The sequence below is a fragment of the Brachybacterium huguangmaarense genome, from assembly GCF_025725725.1.
Classification (GTDB): Bacteria; Actinomycetota; Actinomycetes; order Actinomycetales; family Dermabacteraceae; genus Brachybacterium; species Brachybacterium huguangmaarense.
In genome coordinates this window covers 306,167-329,279 of the sequence record NZ_CP107020.1, presented here as the reverse complement: position 1 = coordinate 329,279, position 23,113 = coordinate 306,167, and the positions used below count along the sequence as shown (strand labels likewise).

Sequence of the window (23,113 nt, the reverse complement as noted above, 5' to 3'; positions counted from 1 at the left end):
GCTAGGGTGGCTCATGACGTCACCGCCGCCGGAGACGGACGCGGTCTCGTCGGGTGCGCCCGCGGGGCTCGCCGCGATCGACGGGCCCCACGGCGGCCCGGCTGGACACGACAAGGAGCTCCTGGACCGATGACCGAGCACAACGCCCCCGTCCCGCCCGCCGGGCTCCCCGCTCCCGACGGCTCGAGCGACCCCTGGCAGTGGCTCGAGGACGTCACGGGTGAGGACGCCCTGGCATGGGTGCGCGAGCGCAACGCCCGGGCCGAGGCCGAGATCGACGCCGACGGGCTCTCGGCGACCCTGCGCGACGAGATCCTCGCGATCCTCGACGCGACCGACCGGATCCCCGCCGTCGTCAAGCGCGGCGAGCACCTCTACAACGTCTGGACCGACGCCGAGCACGAGCGCGGTCTGTGGCGGCGGACCACCGTCGAGTCCTACCGCACCGACGACCCCGTCTGGGAGGTGCTGCTCGACGTCGACGCCCTCAACGAGACCGAGGGCGAGGACTGGGTGTGGCACGGCGCCCAGCTCCTGCGCCCCGCCGAGGGCGAGCCCTACCGCCGGGCCCTCGTGAACCTCTCCCACGGCGGCTCCGACGCCGACGTCACGCGCGAGTTCGACCTCGAGGCCAAGGACTTCGTGCCCGCCTCCGAGCACGCGTTCGAGCGGCCCGAGGCCAAGGGCTCGATGTCCTGGATCGACGAGGACACCGTGTGGGTGTCGACCGACTTCGGCGACGGCACGCTGACCACCTCCGGGTATGCGCGCCAGGTGCGCCGCTGGCGCCGCGGCCAGGCGCTCGCCGACGCCGAGCTCGTCTTCGAGGCCGACGGGACCGACATGCTCGCCGCCGCCCACCACGACTCCACCCCCGGCTGGGAGCGCGACTGGATCATCCGGATGCGCGCCTTCTACGACTCCGAGGAGATTCTCGCCCGTCCCCGCACGGGGACCCCGGCCGAGGGCGAGGCCGGCGAGCACGCCGACGCCCTCGAGCTCGTGCCGCTCGACGTCCCGCGGGACCTCGAGACGACCGCCCACCGCGACCTCGTGTACTTCCTGCCGCGCAGCGACTGGGCAGTCGAGGACGCCGTCTACCCGGCCGGCTCGCTCGTCGTCGGCGACCTCGAGGAGTACCTGCGGGGCGAGCGTCGCCTGACCGTGCTGTTCGAGCCGACCGCCTCGACCTCGCTCGCAGGTCTCACCGTCACCCGCAACGTCCTCGTGCTCACGATCCTCGAGGACGTCGTGCACCGGCTCGAGGCCCACCACCGCGACGCCGACGGCCAGTGGGTCCGCGAGGACCTCTACCCGGACCTGCCGGGCTCCCTCGCCGTCGCGGCGGTCGACGCCGACGAGTCCGACGAGGTGTGGGTGACGTCGACCGGCTTCCTCGAGCCGACCGCGCTGCGCCTGGGCGACCTCGCGGGCATCGTCCGCGGGGAGGGCGCCGGGGAGCTCGAGACGATCAAGACCGCGCCGGCGCGCTTCGCCGCCGAGAGGCTCGAGGTCACCCAGCACTTCGCGACGAGCGACGACGGCACCCGCATCCCGTACTTCCAGATCGGTCCGGTCGACGCGCGCCCGGCCGAGCAGTCGCCCACCCTGCTGTACGGCTACGGCGGCTTCGAGATCTCCCAGACCCCCTCCTACCTCGGCGCGGTCGGCAAGGCGTGGCTCGAACGCGGCGGCACGTACGTCGTCGCCAACATCCGCGGCGGCGGGGAGTACGGGCCCGCGTGGCACCAGGCGGCCCTGACCGAGAACCGGCACCGCGCGTACGAGGACTTCTCCTCGGTGGCCCGGGACCTCGTCGAGCGCGGCGTCACGACGCCGCAGCGTCTCGCCGTGCGCGGCGGCTCGAACGGCGGCCTGCTCACCGGCAACATGGTCACGCAGTACCCGGAGCTGTTCGGCGCCGTGATCGTGCAGGTCCCCCTGCTCGACATGAAGCGCTACTCGCACCTGCTGGCGGGGGCCAGCTGGATGGCCGAGTACGGCGACCCCGACACCGACGACTGGGACTTCATCCGCACCTTCAGCCCGTACCACCTGTTGCGCGAGGGCGTGGACTACCCGCCGACGTTCGTGCTCACCTCGACCCGCGACGACCGCGTCCACCCCGGCCACGCCCGCAAGTTCACCGCTGCGATGGAGTCCCTCGGTGCGGACGTGCGGTCATGGGAGAACATCGAGGGCGGCCACGGCGGCGCCGCGAGCAATGAGCAGGCCGCTCGCATGAACGCGCTCATCTACGCCTTCCTGTGGCACACCGTGGGGAGCGGCGTGCGATGACGAGCTCGGCGCGCCCGGGCGTCCGACCGCCCCTGGCCGACATCGCGGACCGGGCCGGACAGGACGACCTGCTGCAGATCCGCAACGACCTGATGACGGTCTACCGGCGGATCGACGAGGACGACGACCGGCTGTTCCCCCTGCGCTACGCCCGCGCCGGGGCCATCGAGCAGGGCAGGCACGGGCGGCGCATCGAGGACGCCGAGGCCGAGCTGCCGCCGATTCTCATCATCCCCGACGGGCCCGCCCTCGCCTCCGTGCTGCCCTACGACGTGCTGCGGCGCATGATGACCCAGCGCGGCCTCGACGTCATCATGGTCGAGCACCGCGGCGTGGGCCTCTCCCGCCTCGACGCGGAGGGGCGCGATCTGCCGCGCGCGTCGATGCGCCTCGAGAACGTGCTCGGCGACCTGCTCGCCGTGCTGGACCATGCCCAGGTCGATCGCGCCGTCGTCTACGGCGTCGGGTACGGCGGCTACCTCGCGCAGCTGCTCGCCGCGCTGCACCCGCAGCGCGTGCACTCCCTCGTGCTCGACTCGCCCCTGACCGGTCCCGACGACGAGGTCGCGAGCCAGCGGCGGTTCCGGGCCCTGTACTGGGACGGGGCCGACGAGCGGACCGACTCGATCGCGCGCGTCGTGCGCCGTCTCGTGCACGAGGGGGTGCTCGACGGCCGACGGGCGGGACCGGTGCTGCTCGCGGTCCACGAGTACGGCGGTCCCGACGCCGTGCGCGACCTCGTCGACCTGCTCGCCCAGGGCCGGGGCAGCCTCACCTGGACGTCCGTGCGGGAGGTGCTCGCGCAGGAGTGGCTGCGGACCACCCCGTACGTGCAGGAGAACGACCTGGTCTCCCGCATCTCGCGCACCGAGCTCGGCCTGGGCTCCCATGCCGACGGGGGAGACCTCGACCCCCTGCAGCTGACGGCCCAGCACCCACCGGACCCCGAACCCTTCACGGGCCAGCCCTACGATCTGCCCGAGCTCTCCCGGGGCATCACGGCGCCCACGCTCGTGCTGTCGGGATCCACCGACCTGGTCACGCCGCCCGCCCTCGCCGAGGCCCTCGCGGCGCGCATCGACGGCGCCCGTCTGCTGCGCCTGCCCGGGCTGCGGCACTCGATCCTCGACGCACACCCGTCGGTCGCCATCATCGCCGCCTGGTGGTCCGCGGCCGGCTGCGCCGACCTGCTGGCCGACCGCGGCCCCGAGCTCGCGGCCCTACCGCGGGCCTCGCTCAACCGCGTGGTGGGGGAGGGCCTGCGCCTCGCCCTGCGCGCCGAGCGGCTGTCGCCGTGGGGGCTGCGCCTCGCCTCGGCCCGCTTCCGCCGCCTCGAGGCGGACGTCGACCCGCAGGGGCGCCGCGCCCGCCGCTCGCGCGCCCTGTGAGGCGTCGCGACGCCGTCAGCCCCCGCTGTCGGGGGAGCGGCACGCGACCGTGAACCCGCCGTCGTCGTACGTGACGACGAAGGTGCCGGCCGCCTGGCCGTAGTGCTCGTCGGCCCACTGCGCCGGGTCGGCGGGTGGCCCCGGGCTCCACGAGAAGGCGTACGCGTCCACCACGACGCACCGGGGCACGCGCGCGTTGGGGCCGTGGACCCACTGCACGTCGTGGTCGGGGACGAGCGGCGCGAGCAGGGGGATGTCGGCGGCGACGACCGCTCCCTCGGGCACGGCCTCGATCGCCCCGGCCGCCGGTGCCGCCCGCCACGTCGTCTCCCACGAGGAGGGCTTGGCGAGGGCCGCGAGCGGCATCGAGCCCGCGAGCACGAGCGTGACCGCCGCGCTCGCGCCGACCGCGATCATGCGGGTGGGACGGCGGAGACGCGGGGCGACGTCGAGCAGCGCGGCGAGCGCGATCGGCATCAGGATCGCGTTGTAGTGCCAGTACCAGGTCCAGTAGAAGTCCACCGTGCCGGTGAAGCGCCAGGCGAGGGTGGGCAGCATGAGCGCGATGAGCCCCGAGCGCAGGCCGATCACCCCGGCCGCGAGCATCAGCATGAGCACCGTGATCCACTTGGTGCCCGGGACGAACACCTCCCACAGCGAGCCGAGGTTGCCGGTGTAGTCGTACTGCCCCTGGGTGTTGAGCAGCGGCAGCAGGACGAACGTGGACAGCACGAACCAGCCGGCCCCCCAGCAGGCCAGCCCGATCCCCTCGAGCCGGTAGCCGCGGGCGCGCACGGCCACGAGCACGCCGAACACGGCGACCGTGAGGCCCAGGTCCTCCTTGACGAACACGAGCGCCGCCGCCCACAGGCAGGCCGCGAGGACCCGGCCGCGCAGGAACCGGGTCAGGGCGAACGCCATGATCGGCACCGCGAACGCGATCTCGTGGAACTGGACGTCCTGCGCGGCCTGCAGGCCGAAGGAGAACACGTAGGCGGCCCCGGCGATCGTGCCGAGCACGGAGCCCAGGCGCTCCATCGCGAGGCGCGTGAGCGGGATCGCAGAGATGCCGAACAGGAGCGCCTGGGCCCACAGCAGCGCGAGACCCGAGGGCCATATCCACCACACGGGGGCGAGCAGCACGAGGATCGGATGGAAGTGATCGCCGAGCAGGTTGACGCCGTCGCCCTTGATGGGCACGACGGGCGCCTGGAGGTGGGCGTAGTCCTTGGCGAGCTCGGAGAAGATGCCGAGGTCCCAGCTGGGCGTGACGAGGTTGCGCCACTGCAGGGTCGACAGGGTCCCGTACAGCAGGACCGCGAGCACGGCGAGGGCGACGGGGGCGATCAGGCGCGCGCGGGCGCCGCGCCGACGATGGGTGGGCTCGCGCGGGCTCGCGGGGGCGTCCGCGGCGGGAGCGGCGGAACCGTTCTCGGAGGAGCTCACGGGGGAAGGGTATAGCGTGCGCCTCCGCCCCGGCCGGGGCGGTCCGGGCGCCGCGGTCCGGGGGCGGAGCGCCGATGCTCAGGACTCGAGCGGCCAGCCCTTCGCGGCGAGGCGTGAGGCCACCCGGTCGAGCTCGTGCTGCGTGGGCTCCTCCTGCGTGACGTTCGCGATCATCGCCTCGGCCGCCGAGGTCGCCACGGTCTCGCCCGTCGCCTCGTCGGCGAGGGCCCGGGCGATCTGGTCCACCTCGTCGTCGGTGAGCCGGCGTCGCAGGAGCGCGAGGATCGGCACCCGGTCGGTCGAGGGGATGCCGTTGGGGTAGCCGAAGTCGAGCCATTCGATCATGCGCTGGACCACGCCCGGGCGCCCGTCGTCGACGACCTCGGCGGACGGGGTCGCGGCCTCCGGCTCGGCGGGGGCCTCGGAGCGACCGTAGGCGCCCGCGCGCGCGGGGCTGCGCTCGCCCAGGCGTGCCGGCGCGGTCTCCGGGTCGCCGAGCGGCCAGCCCGCCGCGGCGAGCCGAGCTGCGACGTCGCGCACGTCGGCCTGATTGGGCGGAGCCTGCTTGACCTGCTCGATCGCCTCGTGCACGGCCCGCTCGCGGATCTCGCTGCCGTGGTTCTCGTTCAGGAGGGTCGAGACGATCTCGTCGACCTCCTCATCGCTCAGGGTGCGCGCGAGCAGGGCCAGGAGGGGGTAGAAGTCCTTGGGCGGCACGCCGTCCGGGTAGCCCTCGTGCAGCCATCCGAGGACCGAGCTGAGGGGGTTGTTCATCGGCACAGCGAACCTTTCGGATCGAACCGGGACGGGGGGAGCCGGAGGGGTGAGGGACCAGCATGCCTCAGGCGGCGGCGTTCCGGGAGGTACGAGGCGGGCAGGAGACGGGCGGGGGCCGGCGGCGGCTGGCCGGGGGCGGGCAGGCGAAGGCCGACAACTCAGGATCGCCCGTCGACAGCGCCGTGCGCCAGGGCCTGGGCCCGCTGTTCCTCGAGCGTTCATCTGGCGGCCACGCCGCTGACCGGGCGGTCGGCCGCCGAGCCCCCGCGCCCGAGGGCGCACGCGCCAATGCAGGCGGTCGCGAGCCCTCCGAGCGCCGGTCGCCGGCAGCTCCTGCCCCCGGGCGGGGGCGAGCTTAGGATCCGCCGCCGGGGGCCGGCTGCGCGCCGGGGCGCTCAGCGCAGGGCGCAGGCGACGCCGTTGAAGCCGTGGTTGCAGTAGCCGTAGGGGTTCTTGGCGAGGTACTGCTGATGCTCGGGCTCGGCCGTGTAGTACACGCCGTCGCCCGCCTCGGCGAGCGGCAGCAGCTCGGTCGTGATGCGCCCGCGCCCGGCCTCGTCGAGCGCCTCCTGGTAGCGGTCCGCGCTCCGGCGCACCAGCTCGCCCTGTCCGGGAGTGGTCCAGTAGACCGCCGAGCGGTACTCCGTGCCCACGTCGTTGCCCTGGCGCATCGCGGTGGTCGGATCGTGCTGGGACCAGAACTGCTCGAGGACGGCCCGCAGGGTCTGCTCGCCGCCCGTGTAGATCACGCGCACGGCCTCGGCGTGGCCCGTCTTGGCGGAGAAGACCTCCTCGTAGGTGGGGTGGGGCGTGTGACCGCCCGCGTATCCCGCCGACGTGGTGTGCACGCCCGGGATCTCCCAGGCGATCCGCTCGATGCCCCAGAAGCAGCCGCCCGCCAGAATGATCTCCTCGGAGGCGTCGGGCCACGGGCGCGGGTCGACGGGGGCGTCGGGGCCCAGCATGTCGGTGTGCAGCACGGCGTGCTCGCGCGCGAGCGGGTAGGGATACCGGTCGCGGCCGGGCAGGGCGTCGGCCGCCGACACCATCTCCTTCTTGTACCCGTTGAGCATGTCCATGATCTGCCACATGGGCCGGACCCTACTCCTCGCGGCGCCAGGTCCCCTGGGCGTGCCTGGGCGGTCCTGGACGCGGGGGCGCGCCCGCACGGTCAGGCGGCGGACGGCCCGCCCTCGCGCGCATGGGGATCGGCGACGATCACGCTCTGCTCGCCCGCGATCCGGGTGAGGACCAGGGTCGCCGCCTCGTCGCCGAAGCGGCGGGGACGCAGACGGCGCCGCAGCTCCTCGGGCTCGAGGGCCGTGCCGCGCTTCTTGATCTCGAGCCGACCCAGGCGGTGCTCGCGCAGGTAGGCGGTCAGGCGCTTGATCGAGAACGGCATCACGTGCCGCACCGCGTAGCCGTGGGCGAAGGGGGTGGACACGGCGGCGTCCGAGGTCAGGTAGGCGATCGTCGGATCGATCGTGTGGGCGTCGAGGTCGCGCGCGAGCCGGCCGATCAGCCCCGCCCGGATCACCGCCCCGTCGGGCTCGTAGAGGTGCGCGCCGAGGGGGCCCGGCACGGGATCGGGCACCGGACTCGGGGCGGGGCCCGTCGGATCCGACTCCTCGACGTCGCGCAGCAGTGCGGCGCCGCCGGAGCCGATCACGAGGGCGCTGTGCGCGACCCCGGGGGTGCGCACGGGTCCGAACCAGCAGTCGGCCTCGAGCACGTGCCCGTGCCACGAGATCCACTGGGTCTCGGTGTCCGGGGGGAGCGCGTCGCGGTCGATGCCGGGGCCGAGCTTCACGCCGAGGGGGCCGTCCTGCTCGCCGCCGCCGAGGCGCCGCGCGAGCGCGGTCACGGCCGACAGGGGAGGCGAGTACTGCTCGGGGTCGTGCAGGCGCCGGGCCGGACCCCGCACGGTGCGCCGCGCGGGATCCATCCAGATGCCGTCGATGCCGGAGAGGTCGGCCTGCTCGGCCTCGCCGAGCACGGCGCGGGAGGAGGGGAAGGGCTGGAGGTTGACGGTCGCGACGGCCACGGTGACCGGGTCCCGGTCGACCGCTGTCACGGCGAGTCCGAGCGCCGACGCCGCCATCGCGTCGCCGCCGATCCCGCAGCCGAGGTCCGCGAGCGAGCTGACGCCCGCGTCGAGGAAGCGACGGGCGTGCAGGGCGGCGACGGGCAGTCTCGTGGCCTGCTCGAGGCCGCGCGGGGTGAACAGCATCGAGTGGGCGAACTCCCCGAACTTCTCGGCGCCCTTGGCGCGCAGCCGCGCCTGGGTGAGGACCGCCGCGACCAGCTCGGGGTCGTGGCCGGCGCGGCGCAGGGTCGCGCCGAGCGCGAGGGCGTCGGCCTCGGTGTACGGCGGCAGGGTCTGCAGGAGGTCCCAGCCGGCGGGGTCGAGCACCCGGGCGAGCCCCGCCGCGAAGGCCTCCTCGGCGGGGTCGGACGCGGTGGTCGCGGCCGGGCTCACAGGGCGAGCACGATCTTGCCGCGCGTGTGCCCGCTCTGCAGCTGCTCGTGGCCGCGTGCGACGTCCGCGAGGGGGAGGATCTCGCTGACCTCGAGCGGCAGGGTGCCCCGCGCATGGTCGGCCGCGAGGGCGTCGAGGTCCTCACGGGTGGGCTCGATGCGCGGGATGTGTGCCTCGATGCCGCGCTCGGTGGCCGGGGTCAGGTCGGCGAGCGTGGGCAGGACCACGATGCGGCCACCGGGGGCCAGGTGCTCGAGGCTCGGCTCGAACGTCGAGAAGTAGTGGGTGTCGATGACGACGTCGACGCCGGATCCTCCCGTGGCCTCGCGGATCACCTCCTGCCAGTCGGCCTCGTCGTAGGGGATCGGGGTCGCGCCCAGCTCGGCGATGCGCACGGCGTTCTCGGCCTTCCCCGTGGCCCAGATGCGCCCCGCTCCCGCCTGCACGAGCAGGGGGAGAAGCAGCTGGCCGACGCCGCCGCTGCCGCCGTGGACGAGCACGGTCTCGCCCGGGGCGAGGTGGGCCTGCCGCACGGCGGTGAGCGCGGTCGTCCCCGCCAGGGCGAGCCCGCCGTAGGGGGCGAGCGCCTCGCCGGTCGGCACCGCGCCGTCGGGCCCCGCCGGAACGGGGGCGAGGTCGCCGGCCGCGATCACGACCGCCTCGGCGTAGCAGCCGCGCGGGTCGGTCATCGGGCGCACCCCGTACACGGTCGTGCCCGGGGACAGGCCGAGCGCGTCGAGGTCGACGCCCTCGCCGGCGTCGAGCACGGTGCCGGCCAGCTCGCGCCCGAGCGCGGCGGGCAGCGTGAGGGCGCGCGCGCTCGGCGACGAGCCGTCGCGCTGCTTGTAGTCCAGCGGGTTCAGCCCCGCGAAGGCGACGCGCACGAGCACCTCGCCGGGCCCGGGCCGCGGCGTGTCGATCTCCTCGACCCGCAGCTGCTCGGGCCCGCCGAAGGCATGGACGCGGGCGGCGCGCACGCTCGCGGGGACGACGGGCCGGGAGGTCTCGGGGGCGGTCATCTCTCAGTCTCCGATCACGACGGAGGCCTCGGCGGTGGCCACGCGCACCGTGAGGGTCTCCTCGAGGTAGAGGTCGACGGTCTCGTCGTCGTGGCGCAGATAGCCGATGGCGAGGTCCTGGCCGAGGCACAGCTCGTAGTCCTCGCCGCGGTCGGAGATGAGCACGGGGCGGTCCAGGGCGGGGGCCCAGACGATCCGGCCCTCGGTGCGCAGGATCCGCTGGATGTGGTCGCGGATCGGGTAGCCGTGGTCGACGGTCTCGTTGATCTGGGTGTAGACGGCCGGCGGCAGGAACAGCACGTAGGGGCCGTCGACGCCCACCAGGCGCAGCGCGCTCGTCGCCTGGGCGACGGCGTCGGCGAACTCGCGGATGTCGGCCGGCATCACGACCGGCGGGTTGGTCGAGGCCGGCACGATGCCGTCGAGGCCCGCGTCCGCGCTGCCGTAGAACAGGACGCGGTCCTCGGCGCGCGCGATCCGCGCCGCGGCCTCCTTGGCCTGCTGCCAGTCGGCGTCGACCGCGCCGCGCAGCACGGCGTCCACCTCCTCGCGGCGAACCGTGAAGGGAGCACGCAGCTCGAGGACGGGGAGGACCTCGCGACGGCGGGCGCGGACCCCCTCGACGTCGCCGCCGATGGCGAGCTGACGGCCGGTGGACAGCGAGGAGAACCCGGCGCCGCGCGCGTCGGGCATGTCGACGACACGGCGGCCGGCGACGGAGCGTTCGAAGGTGCGGCGGACCTCGTCCTCGAGATCCGCCCAGGCGGCGGTCGAGAGGGGGGCGAGGCCGCGGTGGAGATTGGTGCTCATGGCGCGTCGGTGTCCTTTCGTCGGGGTCGGAGGCTGCCGATGCCGAGGTCGTGCGGGGTGTCGTGCGGTGCCGGGCCGTGGTCGCCCGGGTCCTGATCGGGCTCGGGCGCCTCGTCGTGGTCGCCCGCGCCCGCGGCGTCGAGCGGGCTCGGCGCCGCGCGGCGCGTGCCCAGCAGGTCCAGGCCGAGGGCGGGGTCGGGCGTCGTGTCGTCGTCGGCCCCGAGGCGTGAGGGCGCGCCCAGGACCGTGGCCCCTTCGGCATGGCCCGTGGCGGGCGGCTCGTCGCCGGGATCGGGCTCGGCCGCGGCGGACCCGGGCAGATCGAGGTCGTCGATCCCGTCGAGGAGCTCCGCGGTCGGCACGAAGAACAGGTTGCCGGTCATCGCGGTCGAGAAGTCGAGGATGCGGTCGTAGTTGCCCTCCGGGCGCCCCACGAACATGTTGCGCAGCATCTGCTCGATCACGAGCGGGTTGCCCGCGTACCCGATGAAGTAGGTGCCGAACTCGCCGGCGCCGATCTCGCCGAAGGGCATGTTGTCGCGCAGGATGTCGTGCTCGACGCCCTCCTCGTCCGTGATCGTGGTGAGGAAGACGTGGGAGTCGGTCGCCTTCTTGTCGTCGGGGATCTCGACGTCGTTGAGCTTGTAGCGCCCGATCACGCGCTCCTGCTCCTCGACGCTCAGGGACTCCCACGCCGTGAGGTCGTGCACGTACTTCTGCACCACCACGTAGCTCGAGCCGACATACGCCGCATCGAGCTCCTCGGAGACCAGGGCCGAGGAATAGGCCTCCTCCTCCTGGGGGTTCGCGGTGCCGTCGACGAAGCCCAGCAGGTCGCGGTTGTCGAAGTACTTGAAGCCGTGCACCTCGTCCACGACGCGCGCGTCGTCCCCGAGCTGCAGCGCGAGCAGCCGCGCGAACTCGAAGCACTGGTCGAGGTGGCCCGCCCGCAGATGCACGAGCACGTCCCCCGGCGTGGACGGCGCGACGTGCCGGGCGCCGGCGACGCCTGGGAACACCCGGAGGTCCTTGGGGCGGGGCACGCCGGCGACCATGCGGTCCCACAGGTCCGAGCCGAGGCCGATGACGACGTGCAGCTCGGCGGCCGGGTTGCGGAAGGACACCGACTTCGCGAGATCGGAGACGCCGGCCAGCACCCCGCGCACGGCGCGCTCGGATCCCGCGGGCACGGTGAGCGTGAGGAACATGGCGGCGCGCGCCGGCGGGGCGACGATGACCTGGGTGGGCACCGGTGGTCACTCTCCTGGGCTCGAGCGGCAGGGACGTGGGCCGCCGCCGTGGCGTGCCGGGCGGCGGCTCTCTGCCAGCGTAGCCCCGGAGGGGGTCAGCCGAGGGCGTCGGCGAACCAGCGGGTGAGCGTCGAGGGGTGGACGGGCCGCAGGGCCCGCCACCCGTCCCCGCGGGTCCCGCCCGCGGTGGGGGAGGATGGACGCATGACCGGCCCGGACCTGCACGACCATCCCACCGTCGCCGACTGGAGCGACCTCGTCCGTCGCACCGCGGTGCTCGTGCCGCGGGCCGCCGAGGTGTCGCCGCGGCTCGCGCTCGGCGCCACCTTGCGCGACGACGTCGTCTCTCCGCGCGATCTGCCGGCCGTGCCGCTCAGCGCGATGGACGGCTTCGCGGTCCACCTCGCCGACCTCGAGGCCGCGACGGGGCCCGCCGGCCGGACCGCCGTGACCCTTCCCGTCGTCGCCGACATCCCGGCCTCGCGCGGCGGGGTCGCACCCCTCGCGCCGGGCAGCGCCGCCCGCATCATGACCGGCGCGCCGGTCCCCGGGGGCGCCGACGTTGTCGTCGAGGTCGAGCGCACGGATGCCGATCCCCACGCCGAGGCGCCCACGACCGTCACGATCGCCGCAGGCGAGGGCCTCCGCCCCGGACGCCACATCCGCCGGCCCGGCGAGGAGGTCGCCGCGGGCACCGTGCTCGCCCGGCCCGGGGACCGCGTCGGACCGGCTCTCGTCGCGCTCGCGGCGACGCTCGGCATCCCCGCGCTGCCCGTCGCCGAGCCTCCCCATGTCACGGTCCTCGTGACGGGCGACGAGCTCGTGGCCCCCGACGACCCCGAGGCGGATGCCCCCGGCGCCGTCCGGGAGTCCAACGGGGCGATGCTCGCGGCGGCCCTGACCCTGCTCGGCGCGGGGGTCGACGTGATCCGCTGTCCCGACGACGTCGCGGCTCTGACCGCGGAGCTCGACGCGGCCGCCGCCCGCTCGGACCTGGTGCTGACCAGCGGCGGCATCGGGCACGGGGCGTACGACGTGGTCAAGGCCGCGCTCGGCCCGACGGGGCGTGGCAGCTCGACCTTCGCGCATCTGCGGCTGCGGCCGGGCGGGCCCCAGGGCGTCGGGCGCGTGCGCGTCGTCGGCCCCGACGGACAGGAGGCGTGGACGCCCGTCGTGCACCTGCCCGGCACGCCGGTCGGGGCGCTCGTCGGCTTCCACCTGTTCGTCCGGCCGCTCCTGGCCCCGGGCGCCGCGGCACGGCCCGTGCGCGCCCTCGTCGGGCGGGCGCCGGAGCCGCGCCCGGGCCCCGAGCGACCGCGCGCCGCGGCACGCCGGCCCGGCATGTTCGTGCTGCCGGGCCGCCTGGGCCGTGCCGACGACGGCTCGCTCGTGGTGGACGTGCTGGACGGCAGGCGCCTGGCGCCCTACGGCCGGGCCGACGCCCTCGTGCTCGCCGACGACGCGATGCCCGCGCCCGGCCAGGGCGTGCCCGTCCTCCCGCTCTGACCTGCACGCCGGTCGGCCTCGCTGTCCACCCGTCTTGCACGGCCGGGGCGGCTCCTCGGCGGTCCGACCCCGCACGAACGTGACGCTGAGAGCCGCAGCCCTGCGTTTTCGGAGGGCTGCGGCTCTCAGCGTCACATGTCTGCTGCCTGCCCCGCCGACCAGCAGCCCTGCTAGGCAGCCGACCAGCAGCCCTGCTAGGCAGCCGACCAGCAGCCCTGCGGCCCCGTCGACCAGCAGTCCTGCCACCCAGCCTGCCGCCGACCCGCCACGCGCCGCCGCCGCTAGCCTGGGGACATGCCCACCAAGGACGATCCCCGGATGCTCGCGACCCTCCGTTCCTTCAACCGTGCGATGGGGGCACAGCTCGGGATGCCGCAGGAGGTCGACGAGGACGTCACCGAGATGTACCTCGCGCTCACGGGCGCCGCGGCGAACGAGATCGTGCGTCCGGCCGCGCCCTTCTCCGCGCTGTTCGCGGGATGGCTCTACGGCAGCGGGCGCGCCGACTCGCTCGAGGAGGCCGCGGCGATGGTGGGGGAGGCCCTGCGCACCGTCGAGGTCGAGCGGCCCGCCTGACCGGCCGGTCAGGCTCTCAGCGGTCCTCGCGGCCGCGCGCCGCGCGCTCGATCCGCGCATCGTGCTCCCGACGCGCGGCGGACGCCTCGCGGTACCGGCGGCGCGTGCGCGAGAAGCTCCGCACCCGCTCGGCGCCGAACATGACGGCCACCCCGATCGCGGCGCCGAGCGCGAAGGCCGACACGGGAGCGCTGTAGGTGTAGCCGCCCACGAGGACGAGCACGAGGGCGCCGAGCGCGACCGGCCACCGCCCCACGCCGCGATGCCCCAGCACGTCGCTTGCGGCGACGGCCGCGACGATGCCGAGGAGCAGCAGGCCCAGATGCACGAAGGTCACGATTTGATGTTATCTGCGGCCGCGGGCCGCTTCGTGACCCGCGTCATTGTCCGGCACGGGCTATCGTGGCGGTCATTCGGGACGAGGAAGCCCCGGAACATCTCCCGACCAGCACGGATAGACCCATCCGGCTGGCGATCCCGCCTCACGAGGGCGCGTCCGCCCGGTGCCCACCCGGACGGACCGGAAGGAACAGGACACATGACGTACTGGAGCTGCCGTGGTTAGGTTCACCATCCTCCGCGTGCTGAACTACCTCGTCCTGGCGTTCGTCGCCACGAGCATCACGTATCTCCTCGCCGCGTCGCTCATGCACCCGGAAGAGGTGCTGTTCCCGCCGATCGCGACCAAGCCGGTCCCGGCGGCCACGGCCCAGGCGTACCTCGACGTCCGCAACGTCAACCCCGACACCCCGCTCTTCCAGCGCTACGCGACGTGGCTGGGAGGGCTCCTGCACGGGGACCTCGGCGTGACGACGGGCACCGACAAGTCGATGGTCCCCGTCCTCGGGGTGCTCGAGGACCGCGTCCCGATCAGCCTGCGCCTCGTGGTGATCGGCACCATCCTCGGCGTCGTGCTCGGCATCCTGCTCGGCATGATCAGCGCGGTGCGCCGCAACTCGATCGGCGACGTGGCCGCGACGGTGTTCTCCTTCGTGCTGCTGTCCCTGCCGACGGTCGTCGTGATCCTGCTGGTCCAGCAGGTCAACCAGCTCGTGATCAACACGACGGGGTACGGACTGCCCGCGATCGGCGCCGTGGACCCGACGGCGGCCGAGGGGTCGTGGGCCTCGATCAGCTACCAGATCCAGGCGCTCGTGATGCCCACGATCGTGCTCGCGCTGTTCGGGATGGCGTCCTACTCGCGGTACATGAAGGTCACCACGCTCGACGTGCTCGGCAGCGACTACCTGCGCACCGCGCGCGCCAAGGGCCTCACCCGCGGGCGCGCTATGCGCCGCCACGGCCTGCGCATGGCGCTCATCCCGATGGGCCAGTACTTCGCCTTCGCCGTCGGCGCCGCGTTCACCGGCTCCCTCTTCGTGGAGCTCATGTTCAACTGGCATGGCATCGGCAAGTTCGCCGTCCAGGCCCTCCAGCACGCCGACGTCAACGGCACCGCCGGCGTCGTCCTCTACTCGGCCATCCTCACCCTGCTCTCGGCCACGTTCGCCGACATCCTGCAGGGCGTTCTCGACCCCAGGATCCGGTGACCCGATGACGAACCCCGGAGACATCCGCACGACCGAGGACGCGACCCGCGTCGACACCGGCTACCTGACGCACGGCGCCGAGCCGCTGCCCGACGAGCACGTCGACGACGTCGTGGGCCGCGAGGGCGATCCCGTCGAGCGCATCAAGTCGATGGGCCGCGGCGAGCTGCTGCGCCGCCGCTTCCTGCGCAACCCGCTCGCCTGGACCGGCATGATCATCTTCGCGGTGCTCGTGCTGATGGCGATCTTCGCGCCCATGGTCTACACGCACGGGCCCTTCGAGCTGGACCTGCGGGCCGATGTGAACACGCCGACCGCCGACCACTGGTTCGGGCTCACCGACAACGGCTGGGACACCTTCTCGCGCTGCATGCACGGCCTGCGGATCTCGCTCGTGATCGGCATCGGCACCGCGATCCTCACCTCGATCATCGCGGTCCTGGTCGGCACGGTCGCCGGCTACGTGTCCGGCAAGGGGCGCCTCGGCAACTTCGTCGACAGCGGCCTGGTGAACCTCATCAACCTGTTCCTCGTGGTGCCGTCGCTGCTGCTGCTCATGCTGTTCGGGCCCAAGCTGCAGAACGCGAGCTGGCTATGGATGATCCCGCTGCTGGCCGGGTTCGCGTGGATGCTCACCGCCCGCGTGCTGCGCGCCATGACCCAGCAGCTCGTGCGCACCGAGTACGTCGAGGCCGCGAAGTTCATGGGCGTCAACCCCGTCGTCAACGTCGTGCGCCACGTGATCCCCAACGTCGCGAGCTGGATCATCATCGACACGACGCTCGGCGTCGGCGCCGCGGTCCTCGCCGAGACCGGCCTGTCGTTCATCGGCTTCGGCATCCAGATGCCGCAGGTGTCGCTCGGCACCGTGCTGCAGAGCTACGAGCTCGACAACCCGTGGACCTGGGCGCCCGCCGCGACGATCCTGGCCCTGCTCGTCATCTCGATCAACCTGATGGGCGAAGCGCTGCGCGACGCCCTCGACCCGACCAGCGGCTCGAGCCGTGTCTGAGGTGCCTCCGATGTCCCACGCCTCCGTTCCCGCCGCCGACATGCCGAGCTCCGCGCCCGCCGCGGACCGCAGCCCGCTGCTGTCGGTGCGCGACCTGTCCGTCACCTTCCCGTCCGAGGCCGGCCTGGTCCGCGCCGTCCAGCACCTGTCCTACGACGTGCACCCGGGCGAGGCCCTCGCGATCGTCGGCGAGTCCGGCTCCGGCAAGTCGGTGAGCTCGCTCGCGGTGATGGGCCTGCTGCCCCGCAACGCGACGATCACGGGCGACATCACCTTCCAGGACCAGGACATGCTCCACCGGTCCGACAAGGAGCTGTCGCGGCTGCGCGGCGAGAAGATCTCGATGATCTTCCAGGACCCCCTGTCGGCCCTGACCCCCGTGTACACCGTGGGCGACCAGGTCGCCGAGGTGATCCGGATCCACCACCCCGAGACCTCGACCTCGCGCTCGGAGGCACGGGCGATCGAGCTGCTCGAGGCCGTCGGCATCCCCGAGCCCCAGCGCCGCGCCAAGCAGTACCCGCACGAGTTCTCGGGCGGCATGCGCCAGCGTGCGATGATCGCGATGGCGATCGCCAACGAGCCCGAGCTCATCATCGCCGACGAGCCGACGACCGCCCTCGACGTGACGATCCAGGCGCAGGTGATGGAGCTGCTCAAGACCGCCCAGGAGATGCTCTCGGCGGCGACGATCCTCATCACCCACGACCTCGGCGTGGTCGCGGGCTTCGCCGACCGGGTGCTCGTCATGCAGAACTCGCTCGAGGTCGAGAACGGCACGGTCGACGACATCTTCTACCGGCCGCGCGAGGCCTACACGCAGCGTCTGCTCGCGGCCGTGCCCCGCATCGACGCGCCGTCCCGACCGCCCGAGGACCTCGCGGAGGAGCGCTCGGAGATCCCCGAGCCGCCCGCGGACTCCGCCCTCGGCGCCGAGGAGGTGCTCGCCGCGCCCGTCGACGAGCGCCCCAAGGTGCTCGAGATCGAGAACCTGCAGCGCATCTACCCGATCATCAAGGGCGCCGTGGTGCGCCGCAAGGTGGGGGAGCAGCGCGCCGTCGACGGCCTCTCGCTCACGATCCACGAGGGCGAGTGCGTCGCGCTCGTCGGCGAGTCGGGCTGCGGCAAGACGACGACGCTCATGGAGGTCATGCAGCTGCGCAAGCCACAGGGCGGCACCATCCGCGTCAACGGCAAGGACACCGCGCGCCTCAGCCGCGCCGAGCGCTCGACGATGCGCTCGGACGTGACGATCGTGTTCCAGGACCCGATGGCCTCGCTCGATCCGCGCATGCCCATCGGCGACATCCTGCGCGAGCCCATGAAGGTCCAGGGGTACTCGCGCGAGCGCATGGAGCAGCGGGTGGACTGGCTGCTCGAGACGGTGGGCCTGCTGCCCGAGCACGCCATGCGCTACCCGACGGAGTTCTCCGGCGGCCAGCGCCAGCGCGTGGGCGTGGCGCGGGCGCTCGCGTGCGACCCCAAGCTGATCGTGCTCGATGAGCCCACCTCGGCGCTCGACGTGACGATCCAGGCCGGTGTGCTCACGCTGCTGGCCGACCTCAAGGAACGCCTCGGCGTGAGCTACCTGTTCGTCTCCCACGACCTGTCGGTGGTGCGCCACATCTCCGACCGGATCTGCGTGATGCACAAGGGCAAGATCGTCGAGACCGGGGACACGGCCACCGTGTTCTCGAACCCGCAGCACCCGTACACGCAGGCGCTGCTGTCCGCCGTCCCCATCCCCGATCCGAAGGTCGAGCGATCGCGCCGCCGGATCATCCTGGATCAGAGCTCTCTGGCCTCGCTCGGCGAGTCGGCCTGATCCGACCTGTAAGCGTCCTCTCGCCGCCCCTCGGGCGACGGGGCGGCACCCCTGAAAAGTGTCGACGGCGACCCCGACGGCACCACCACTGAAGGAGAACACTCATGCGGATCACGCGACGCACCGTCCTCGGCGCCTCGGCGGCCTCGGCCGTCTCCGCCCTCGCTCTGGCGGCGTGCAGCCAGCAGGGCTCGGGCAGCGGCGGCGGCAGCAACGGATCGGACGGCGGCGACGACAACAGCGCCATCGCCTCCGACCAGAACGACGTCAACCCCAAGGACCGCGACGAGCTGGGCGAGGGCGGCGTGCTCCGCCTCATGAACAACGCCTACCCGGCCAACTGGAACACGCTCCACACCGACGGCAACGAGGTCAACACAGTGCGGATCTCGGAGGCGCTCTCGCCCGGCCTGTACTACTACACGGCCGCGGGCGAGGTGAAGGTCAACGAGCAGCTGGCCAAGCGCATCGAGCTCACCTCCGAGGACCCGCAGGTCGTGGAGATCGAGCTCGTCGACGGCATGAAGTGGTCGGACGGCACGGCGATCGACTACAAGTCCATCGAGAACGTCTTCAACACCATGAACGGCTCCAAGCCGGACTACCAGATCGCCTCCTCGGAGGGCTACGACAAGGTCGAGAAGATCGAGCCGGGCGCGAACAACCTGACCGCGAAGATCACCTTCAAGGAGAAGTACGCGGACTGGATGGGCCTCGCCACCATCGCCCCCGACTCCCTCGTCGCCTCGGCCGACGCCTTCAACACGGGCTGGGTCGACGCCCCCCAGGTCACGGCCGGCCCGTACAAGGTCGACAAGCTCGATGCCACCAACAAGACGGTCTCGGTCGTGCCCGACGAGAACTGGTGGGGCGACAAGCCCTTCCTCAAGCAGGTCATCTGGACCACGATCGAGGACCCGGCGGCTGCGGCCACCTCGTTCCAGGGCGGTCAGCTCGACTCGATCGAGACCACCGTTCCGGCCACCTACTCGGTGCTCAAGGACATGGTCGGCAACGGCGTCTCCCTGCGGAAGGCCGCCGGTCCCGACTGGACCCACATCACCCTGAACGGCACCGAGGGCCGCCCGCTCGCCGATCAGAAGGTGCGCCAGGCGGTGTTCCGCGCGATCAACCGCGAGGATACGTTCCTGGCCGTCAACAAGGCGATGCCCTACCCCAAGGACATGGAGCAGCTGAACAACCACGTGCTCATGACCAACCAGGAGGGGTACAAGGACAACTCGGGCGACTTCGGCACGTACGACGCCGACGCCGCCAAGAAGCTGCTGCAGGACGCGGGCTACACGATCGACGGCGACACGGCCACCAAGGACGGCAAGCCGCTCGAGATCACCTACGTCTACAACGACGGCTCGAAGACCAACGAGGCCGTCGTGCCCGTGGTCCAGGAGAACCTCAAGGCCATCGGCATCACCATGAAGGTCCAGAAGGTGCCGCCGACCGACCTGTTCTCCAAGTACGTGATCCCCGGCGAGTTCGACCTGACCCTGTTCGGCTGGAGCGGCAACCCGTTCCTGTCCTCGAGCGATGCGATCTGGAAGTCCGACGGCGAGCAGAACTTCGGCAAGGTCGGCGATGCCGACGTCGACAAGCTCGTCGACGCCGCCTCGGTCGAGGCCGACGAGGACAAGCGGATCGACGAGATCAACGAGTACGACGCCAAGCTGTGGGAGCTCGCGGGCACCCTGCCGCTGTGGCAGTCCTACGACTTCTACATCCAGAACGACGACATCGCGAACTTCGGCGCCCCCGGCTTCGCGAGCATCGTCGACTGGACCAAGGTCGGCTATGTCAAGGACTCGGACAAGCTCAAGGGCTGATCCGGGACACCTGGCCGCCCGCCGGGAGAGCACGGCGGCCTAGAGTGAACGGGGCGGGAGGAGACTCCCGCCCCGTTCCGCGTCCCGGGGCGCCCGCGACGGTCGCCTCGCCGTGATCGCGCCCCCGTCATCGCCCGTCCAGCAGGAGGCCTCCCGCCGTGTCCGACCGCTACGCCCGCCAGCTGCGACTGCCCGGCTTCGGCTCGGAGCAGCAGCGGCGCCTGGGCGCCGCCCGCGTCGCGGTCCTCGGGGCGGGCGGCCTCGGCTCCCCGGTGCTCGAGTACCTCGCCGCGGCGGGCGTCGGCCGCCGGGAGGACGGGGGCTGGATCACCGTGATCGATCCCGACGTCGTGGACACCTCGAACCTCCACCGCCAGGTGATCCACACGACCGCGGCCGTGGGCACCGCGAAGGCCGAGAGCGCCGCGGGGCGCATGCGGGCCGTCAACCCCGAGATCGAGGTGCGCCCCCACGTCGGCGTGCTCGCGGTCGACACCGCGCTCGACCTCCTGACCGGCCACGACCTCGTGCTCGACGGCACCGACAACTTCCCCACCCGCTACCTCGCCTCGGACGCGTGCGAGCTGCTCGACCTGCCGCTCGTGTGGGGCTCGATCCTCGCCTACGCGGGGCAGGTGTCCGTGTTCGCCGCCGACGGCGGCCGCGGGGTGACCTACCGCGACGTGCATCCCGTACCGCCGGGGCCCGGCGAGGTGCCGGACTGTGCCGAGGCGGGCGTGCTCGGCATGCTGTGCGGGGTGATCGGCTCGACGATGGCGCTCGAGGCCGTCAAGGTGCTCGCGGGCCTCGGCGAGCCGCTCGTGGGCCGCATCGCCCTGTTCGACGCGCTCACCATGCGCTGGACCGAGCTCCCCGTCGCGCGTGATCCCGACCGCGCCCCCGTCACCGCTCTCGAGGACCTCACCCTCACATGCGGCCTGCCCGGCGCACGCCTGCCCGCCCCCGCGCCGCCCGTCGAGCCGCGTCCGAGCGGTTCTGGGGAGTCGGGCCATACCGGGGCGGGCTCTGTCGGATCCGAGGGCACGGCCACGGACGTCACGGCGCGGGGCGCGGCGACGCTGGCGCGGGAGGCGGGCCATGTCGAGGCCGCCGAGCTCCCGGCTCTGCTGGCGGCAGGACGTCGCCTGCTGGACATCCGGGAGGACCACGAGGTGGCCGACGGCATGCTCGCCGGGGCCGAGCACGTTCCCGCGGGAACGCTGCTGGGCGCGGGGCGGGGTGCCGGAGAGCTGAGCGGCGCCGTGCTCTACTGCGCGGCGGGCAGGCGCTCGGAGGCGGCGCAGGCCGCGCTGCGTGCGCGTGGCATCGAGGTGCTCTCCCTCGACGGCGGCTTCGCGGCGGCGCGTGCGGCGCAGATGCCGGTGGTCCTCCCCGAGCGCTGATCGCCGTGCCGGGCGCGCGCCTCGCGCCACGGTCCGGGGCGCTGAGCGTGGCCGTTCAACCCGGCTGTCGAGTCCGGGCGCTGAGCGCGAGTGCCGGGTTCAGGGCGTCGCCCGCTCCTCGAACGCGCGTCGCGCCCGGTCGCGCCCCGATGGGGGCCGACTCTTCGCCGGGTGCCCGCGTGCGGACCACCCCGTCGCGCGCACGGTCCGCACGGGGACGTCTCCGGCCCCGTGCTGTCGGCCTCGACCCGCCCACCACACGGCGGGGCCGGTGGGGAGCCGGGCCTCAGCCGCCGGCGAAGGGCGGCAGCACGTCCAGACGATCGCCCGGGAAGACCCGGCGGTCGTGATCGCGGCACGCGACCGCGTTGACAAGCACGCTCGACCGGCCGAGCACGCGCGCCCCCTCGGCGTCCGTGCGTGCGGACAGCGCGGCGATCACCTCGGCGACCGTGCGGCCGGGGGCCTCGGCGAGGTCCGTGCCGAGCGCCGCCGCGGCGGCCGCGAACAGGCGCACCTCGATCAACGGGACCGGATGCGGCTCGTCGTCGGTGCCGCCGTCCGCGGGCGTGGGTGGCGTGGGCTCGGATGCGGCGGCCTCGGGCGTCGCGTCCTCCGCGGGCTCGTCGTGCTCCGAGGGGTCGGCCTGCTCCAGGGGTTCGGTGTCAGCCATGCGGTCACCCTCCGATAGCGCTCATGGGGCGCTCGGGCTGATGGAAGCCGGCACGGTTCATGCCGTGCCCCGCCGCCTTGCCCCAGTGGGCGGCACGCCAGATGTCGGCGATCTCGTCGTCGGAGGCGCCGGCGCGCAGGGCCCCGCGCAGGTCCGTCTCCTCGTGGGCGAACAGGCACGTGCGCACCCGGCCCTCGGCGGTGAGGCGGGTCCGCCGGCAGTCCTCGCAGAACGGCTCGGTGACCGACGCGATCGTGCCCACCCGGCCCAGGTGCTCGCCCGTCGTCCGGTCGGCGACGTCGAAGAGCTCGGCCGGGGCTCCCGCCCGGTCGACGGCGGCCGGGCTCAGCATGTACCGGTCCGCGAGGGCCTCGCGCATCTGCGCGGCCGTGATCATGCTGGTGCGGTCCCAGATGTGGTCGGCGTCGAGCGGCATCTGCTCGATGACCCGCAGCTGCAGGTCGCGCGCGAGGCACCAGGCGAGCAGGTCCGGCAGCTCGTGGTCGTTGACACCGGGCAGCAGCACCGCGTTGACCTTGATGGGGTCGAGCCCGGCGGCGCGCGCCCCGTCGATGCCCTCGAGCACGCGATGCAGGAGCGGGCGCCGGCTCATCCGCTCGAAGGTCTCGGAGACCACTGTGTCCAGCGAGACGTTGATGCGGTCGAGCCCCGCGTCCCGCAGCCCGGCGGCGCGCACCTCGAGGCCGATCGCATTGGTGGTCAGGGAGATGTTGGGCCGCGGCTCGAGCGCCGCGACGCCCGCGATGATCTCGGGCAGGTCGGCGCGTGTGAGCGGCTCGCCGCCCGTGAAGCGCACCTGGTCGACCCCGAACTGCTCGACGCCGATGCGCACGAGGCGCACGATCTCCTCGACCGTGAGCAGCTGCTCGGTGCGGAGGAAGGTGAGGCCGGAGGCCGGCATGCAGTAGGTGCAGCGCAGGTTGCAGAAGTCGGTGAGCGAGACGCGCAGATCGGTCGCGGCCCGCCCGAAGCGGTCGATGAGGCCGCGCGAGGCGGGCCGGTCCGAGGTGTCCGGGAGATCGAGCGCGGTCGGATCCGTGCGACGCGGCACGGGCATGCCCAGGGAGACCCGACGCGACGTGCGATGCGTACCCATGGCCCGCCTCCTCCCGTTGCCGTGCGACCCGTCCGGCAAGTCTAGGCGGCCGACAGCCGAAGGGGTGCGGGACCCGCGTCACGCTCGGCCGCCGCCGCGCACCATACTGGAGGGATCCCGTCGTCCGACGGCCCCTGCCACCC

At 73.2% G+C, this 23,113-nt stretch carries 19 protein-coding genes; 9 read left to right on the top strand and 10 right to left on the bottom strand.

Going from position 1 to position 23,113, the window contains the following annotated elements; all coding sequences use genetic code 11:
* Positions 1-129: 129 nt before the first annotated feature.
* A complete protein-coding gene (locus tag BRM3_RS01570) occupies positions 130-2,298 on the top strand; it encodes a prolyl oligopeptidase family serine peptidase (RefSeq protein WP_263594361.1) in 2,169 nt (722 codons plus the stop codon).
* Positions 2,295-3,686 carry an alpha/beta fold hydrolase gene (locus BRM3_RS01565; protein WP_263594360.1) on the top strand — a complete coding sequence of 464 codons (1,392 nt, stop codon included), beginning with the start codon at positions 2,295-2,297 and terminating at the stop codon, positions 3,684-3,686. Before BRM3_RS01570 ends, BRM3_RS01565 begins: the two co-directional genes overlap by 4 nt.
* Positions 3,687-3,701: 15 nt before the next feature.
* Here BRM3_RS01565 and BRM3_RS01560 read toward each other — a convergent pair whose 3' ends face one another.
* The 7 genes from BRM3_RS01560 to BRM3_RS01530 form a co-directional block, all read right to left on the bottom strand.
* Complete coding sequence (locus BRM3_RS01560; RefSeq protein ID WP_263594359.1) at positions 3,702-5,132, bottom strand: DUF2079 domain-containing protein; 1,431 nt, start codon at positions 5,130-5,132, stop codon at positions 3,702-3,704.
* Positions 5,133-5,210: 78 nt separating this feature from the next.
* A complete protein-coding gene (locus tag BRM3_RS01555) occupies positions 5,211-5,906 on the bottom strand; it encodes a DUF3349 domain-containing protein (protein ID WP_263594358.1) in 696 nt (231 codons plus the stop codon).
* Positions 5,907-6,304: 398 nt separating this feature from the next.
* Positions 6,305-7,000: a peptide-methionine (S)-S-oxide reductase MsrA gene (msrA, locus tag BRM3_RS01550; protein ID WP_263594357.1), complete on the bottom strand. Its 696-nt coding sequence runs from the start codon at positions 6,998-7,000 to the stop codon at positions 6,305-6,307.
* 80 nt (positions 7,001-7,080) lie between these two features.
* On the bottom strand, positions 7,081-8,388 hold the full coding sequence (locus BRM3_RS01545; protein ID WP_263594356.1) for a class I SAM-dependent methyltransferase: 1,308 nt from the start codon (positions 8,386-8,388) through the stop codon (positions 7,081-7,083).
* The gene (locus BRM3_RS01540; protein WP_263594355.1) at positions 8,385-9,407 is read right to left on the bottom strand and encodes a quinone oxidoreductase family protein; all 1,023 of its coding nucleotides are present in this window, start codon (positions 9,405-9,407) and stop codon (positions 8,385-8,387) included. Before BRM3_RS01540 ends, BRM3_RS01545 begins: the two co-directional genes overlap by 4 nt.
* Positions 9,408-9,410: 3 nt before the next feature.
* Positions 9,411-10,217 carry a family 1 encapsulin nanocompartment shell protein gene (locus BRM3_RS01535; protein WP_263594354.1) on the bottom strand — a complete coding sequence of 269 codons (807 nt, stop codon included), beginning with the start codon at positions 10,215-10,217 and terminating at the stop codon, positions 9,411-9,413.
* The gene (locus BRM3_RS01530) at positions 10,214-11,467 is read right to left on the bottom strand and encodes a Dyp-type peroxidase (RefSeq protein WP_318152427.1); all 1,254 of its coding nucleotides are present in this window, start codon (positions 11,465-11,467) and stop codon (positions 10,214-10,216) included. The genes BRM3_RS01535 and BRM3_RS01530 overlap by 4 nt, the downstream gene beginning before the upstream one ends.
* Positions 11,468-11,671: 204 nt before the next feature.
* Here BRM3_RS01530 and BRM3_RS01525 point away from each other — a divergent pair, with 204 nt between their 5' ends.
* Complete coding sequence (locus BRM3_RS01525; protein ID WP_263594353.1) at positions 11,672-12,973, top strand: molybdopterin molybdotransferase MoeA; 1,302 nt, start codon at positions 11,672-11,674, stop codon at positions 12,971-12,973.
* Positions 12,974-13,267: 294 nt separating this feature from the next.
* Positions 13,268-13,549, top strand: a complete 282-nt coding sequence (locus tag BRM3_RS01520) for a DUF6457 domain-containing protein (protein WP_263594352.1) — start codon at positions 13,268-13,270, stop codon at positions 13,547-13,549.
* 16 nt (positions 13,550-13,565) lie between these two features.
* On the opposite strand, the gene BRM3_RS01515 is transcribed toward BRM3_RS01520, so the two are convergent.
* Positions 13,566-13,886 (bottom strand): hypothetical protein, encoded by a 321-nt coding sequence (locus tag BRM3_RS01515; protein WP_263594351.1) that lies wholly within the window; start codon positions 13,884-13,886, stop codon positions 13,566-13,568.
* A gap of 220 nt (positions 13,887-14,106) precedes the next feature.
* On the opposite strand from BRM3_RS01515, the gene BRM3_RS01510 reads away from it, so the two are divergent.
* The 5 genes from BRM3_RS01510 (at position 14,107) to BRM3_RS01490 (ending at position 21,180) form a co-directional block, all read left to right on the top strand.
* Positions 14,107-15,099 (top strand): ABC transporter permease, encoded by a 993-nt coding sequence (locus BRM3_RS01510; protein ID WP_263594350.1) that lies wholly within the window; start codon positions 14,107-14,109, stop codon positions 15,097-15,099.
* 4 nt (positions 15,100-15,103) lie between these two features.
* The gene (locus BRM3_RS01505; protein WP_263594349.1) at positions 15,104-16,111 is read left to right on the top strand and encodes an ABC transporter permease; all 1,008 of its coding nucleotides are present in this window, start codon (positions 15,104-15,106) and stop codon (positions 16,109-16,111) included.
* A gap of 40 nt (positions 16,112-16,151) precedes the next feature.
* On the top strand, positions 16,152-17,936 hold the full coding sequence (locus BRM3_RS01500) for an ABC transporter ATP-binding protein (protein WP_396127047.1): 1,785 nt from the start codon (positions 16,152-16,154) through the stop codon (positions 17,934-17,936).
* Positions 17,937-18,040: 104 nt separating this feature from the next.
* A complete protein-coding gene (locus BRM3_RS01495; protein WP_263594347.1) occupies positions 18,041-19,777 on the top strand; it encodes an ABC transporter family substrate-binding protein in 1,737 nt (578 codons plus the stop codon).
* Positions 19,778-19,935: 158 nt separating this feature from the next.
* The gene (locus BRM3_RS01490) at positions 19,936-21,180 is read left to right on the top strand and encodes a HesA/MoeB/ThiF family protein (protein ID WP_263594346.1); all 1,245 of its coding nucleotides are present in this window, start codon (positions 19,936-19,938) and stop codon (positions 21,178-21,180) included.
* 286 nt (positions 21,181-21,466) lie between these two features.
* On the opposite strand, the gene BRM3_RS01485 is transcribed toward BRM3_RS01490, so the two are convergent.
* Complete coding sequence (locus BRM3_RS01485; protein WP_263594345.1) at positions 21,467-21,853, bottom strand: MoaD/ThiS family protein; 387 nt, start codon at positions 21,851-21,853, stop codon at positions 21,467-21,469.
* A gap of 4 nt (positions 21,854-21,857) precedes the next feature.
* On the bottom strand, positions 21,858-22,970 hold the full coding sequence (moaA, locus tag BRM3_RS01480) for a GTP 3',8-cyclase MoaA (protein ID WP_263594344.1): 1,113 nt from the start codon (positions 22,968-22,970) through the stop codon (positions 21,858-21,860).
* Between the last annotated feature and the right edge of the window lie 143 nt (positions 22,971-23,113).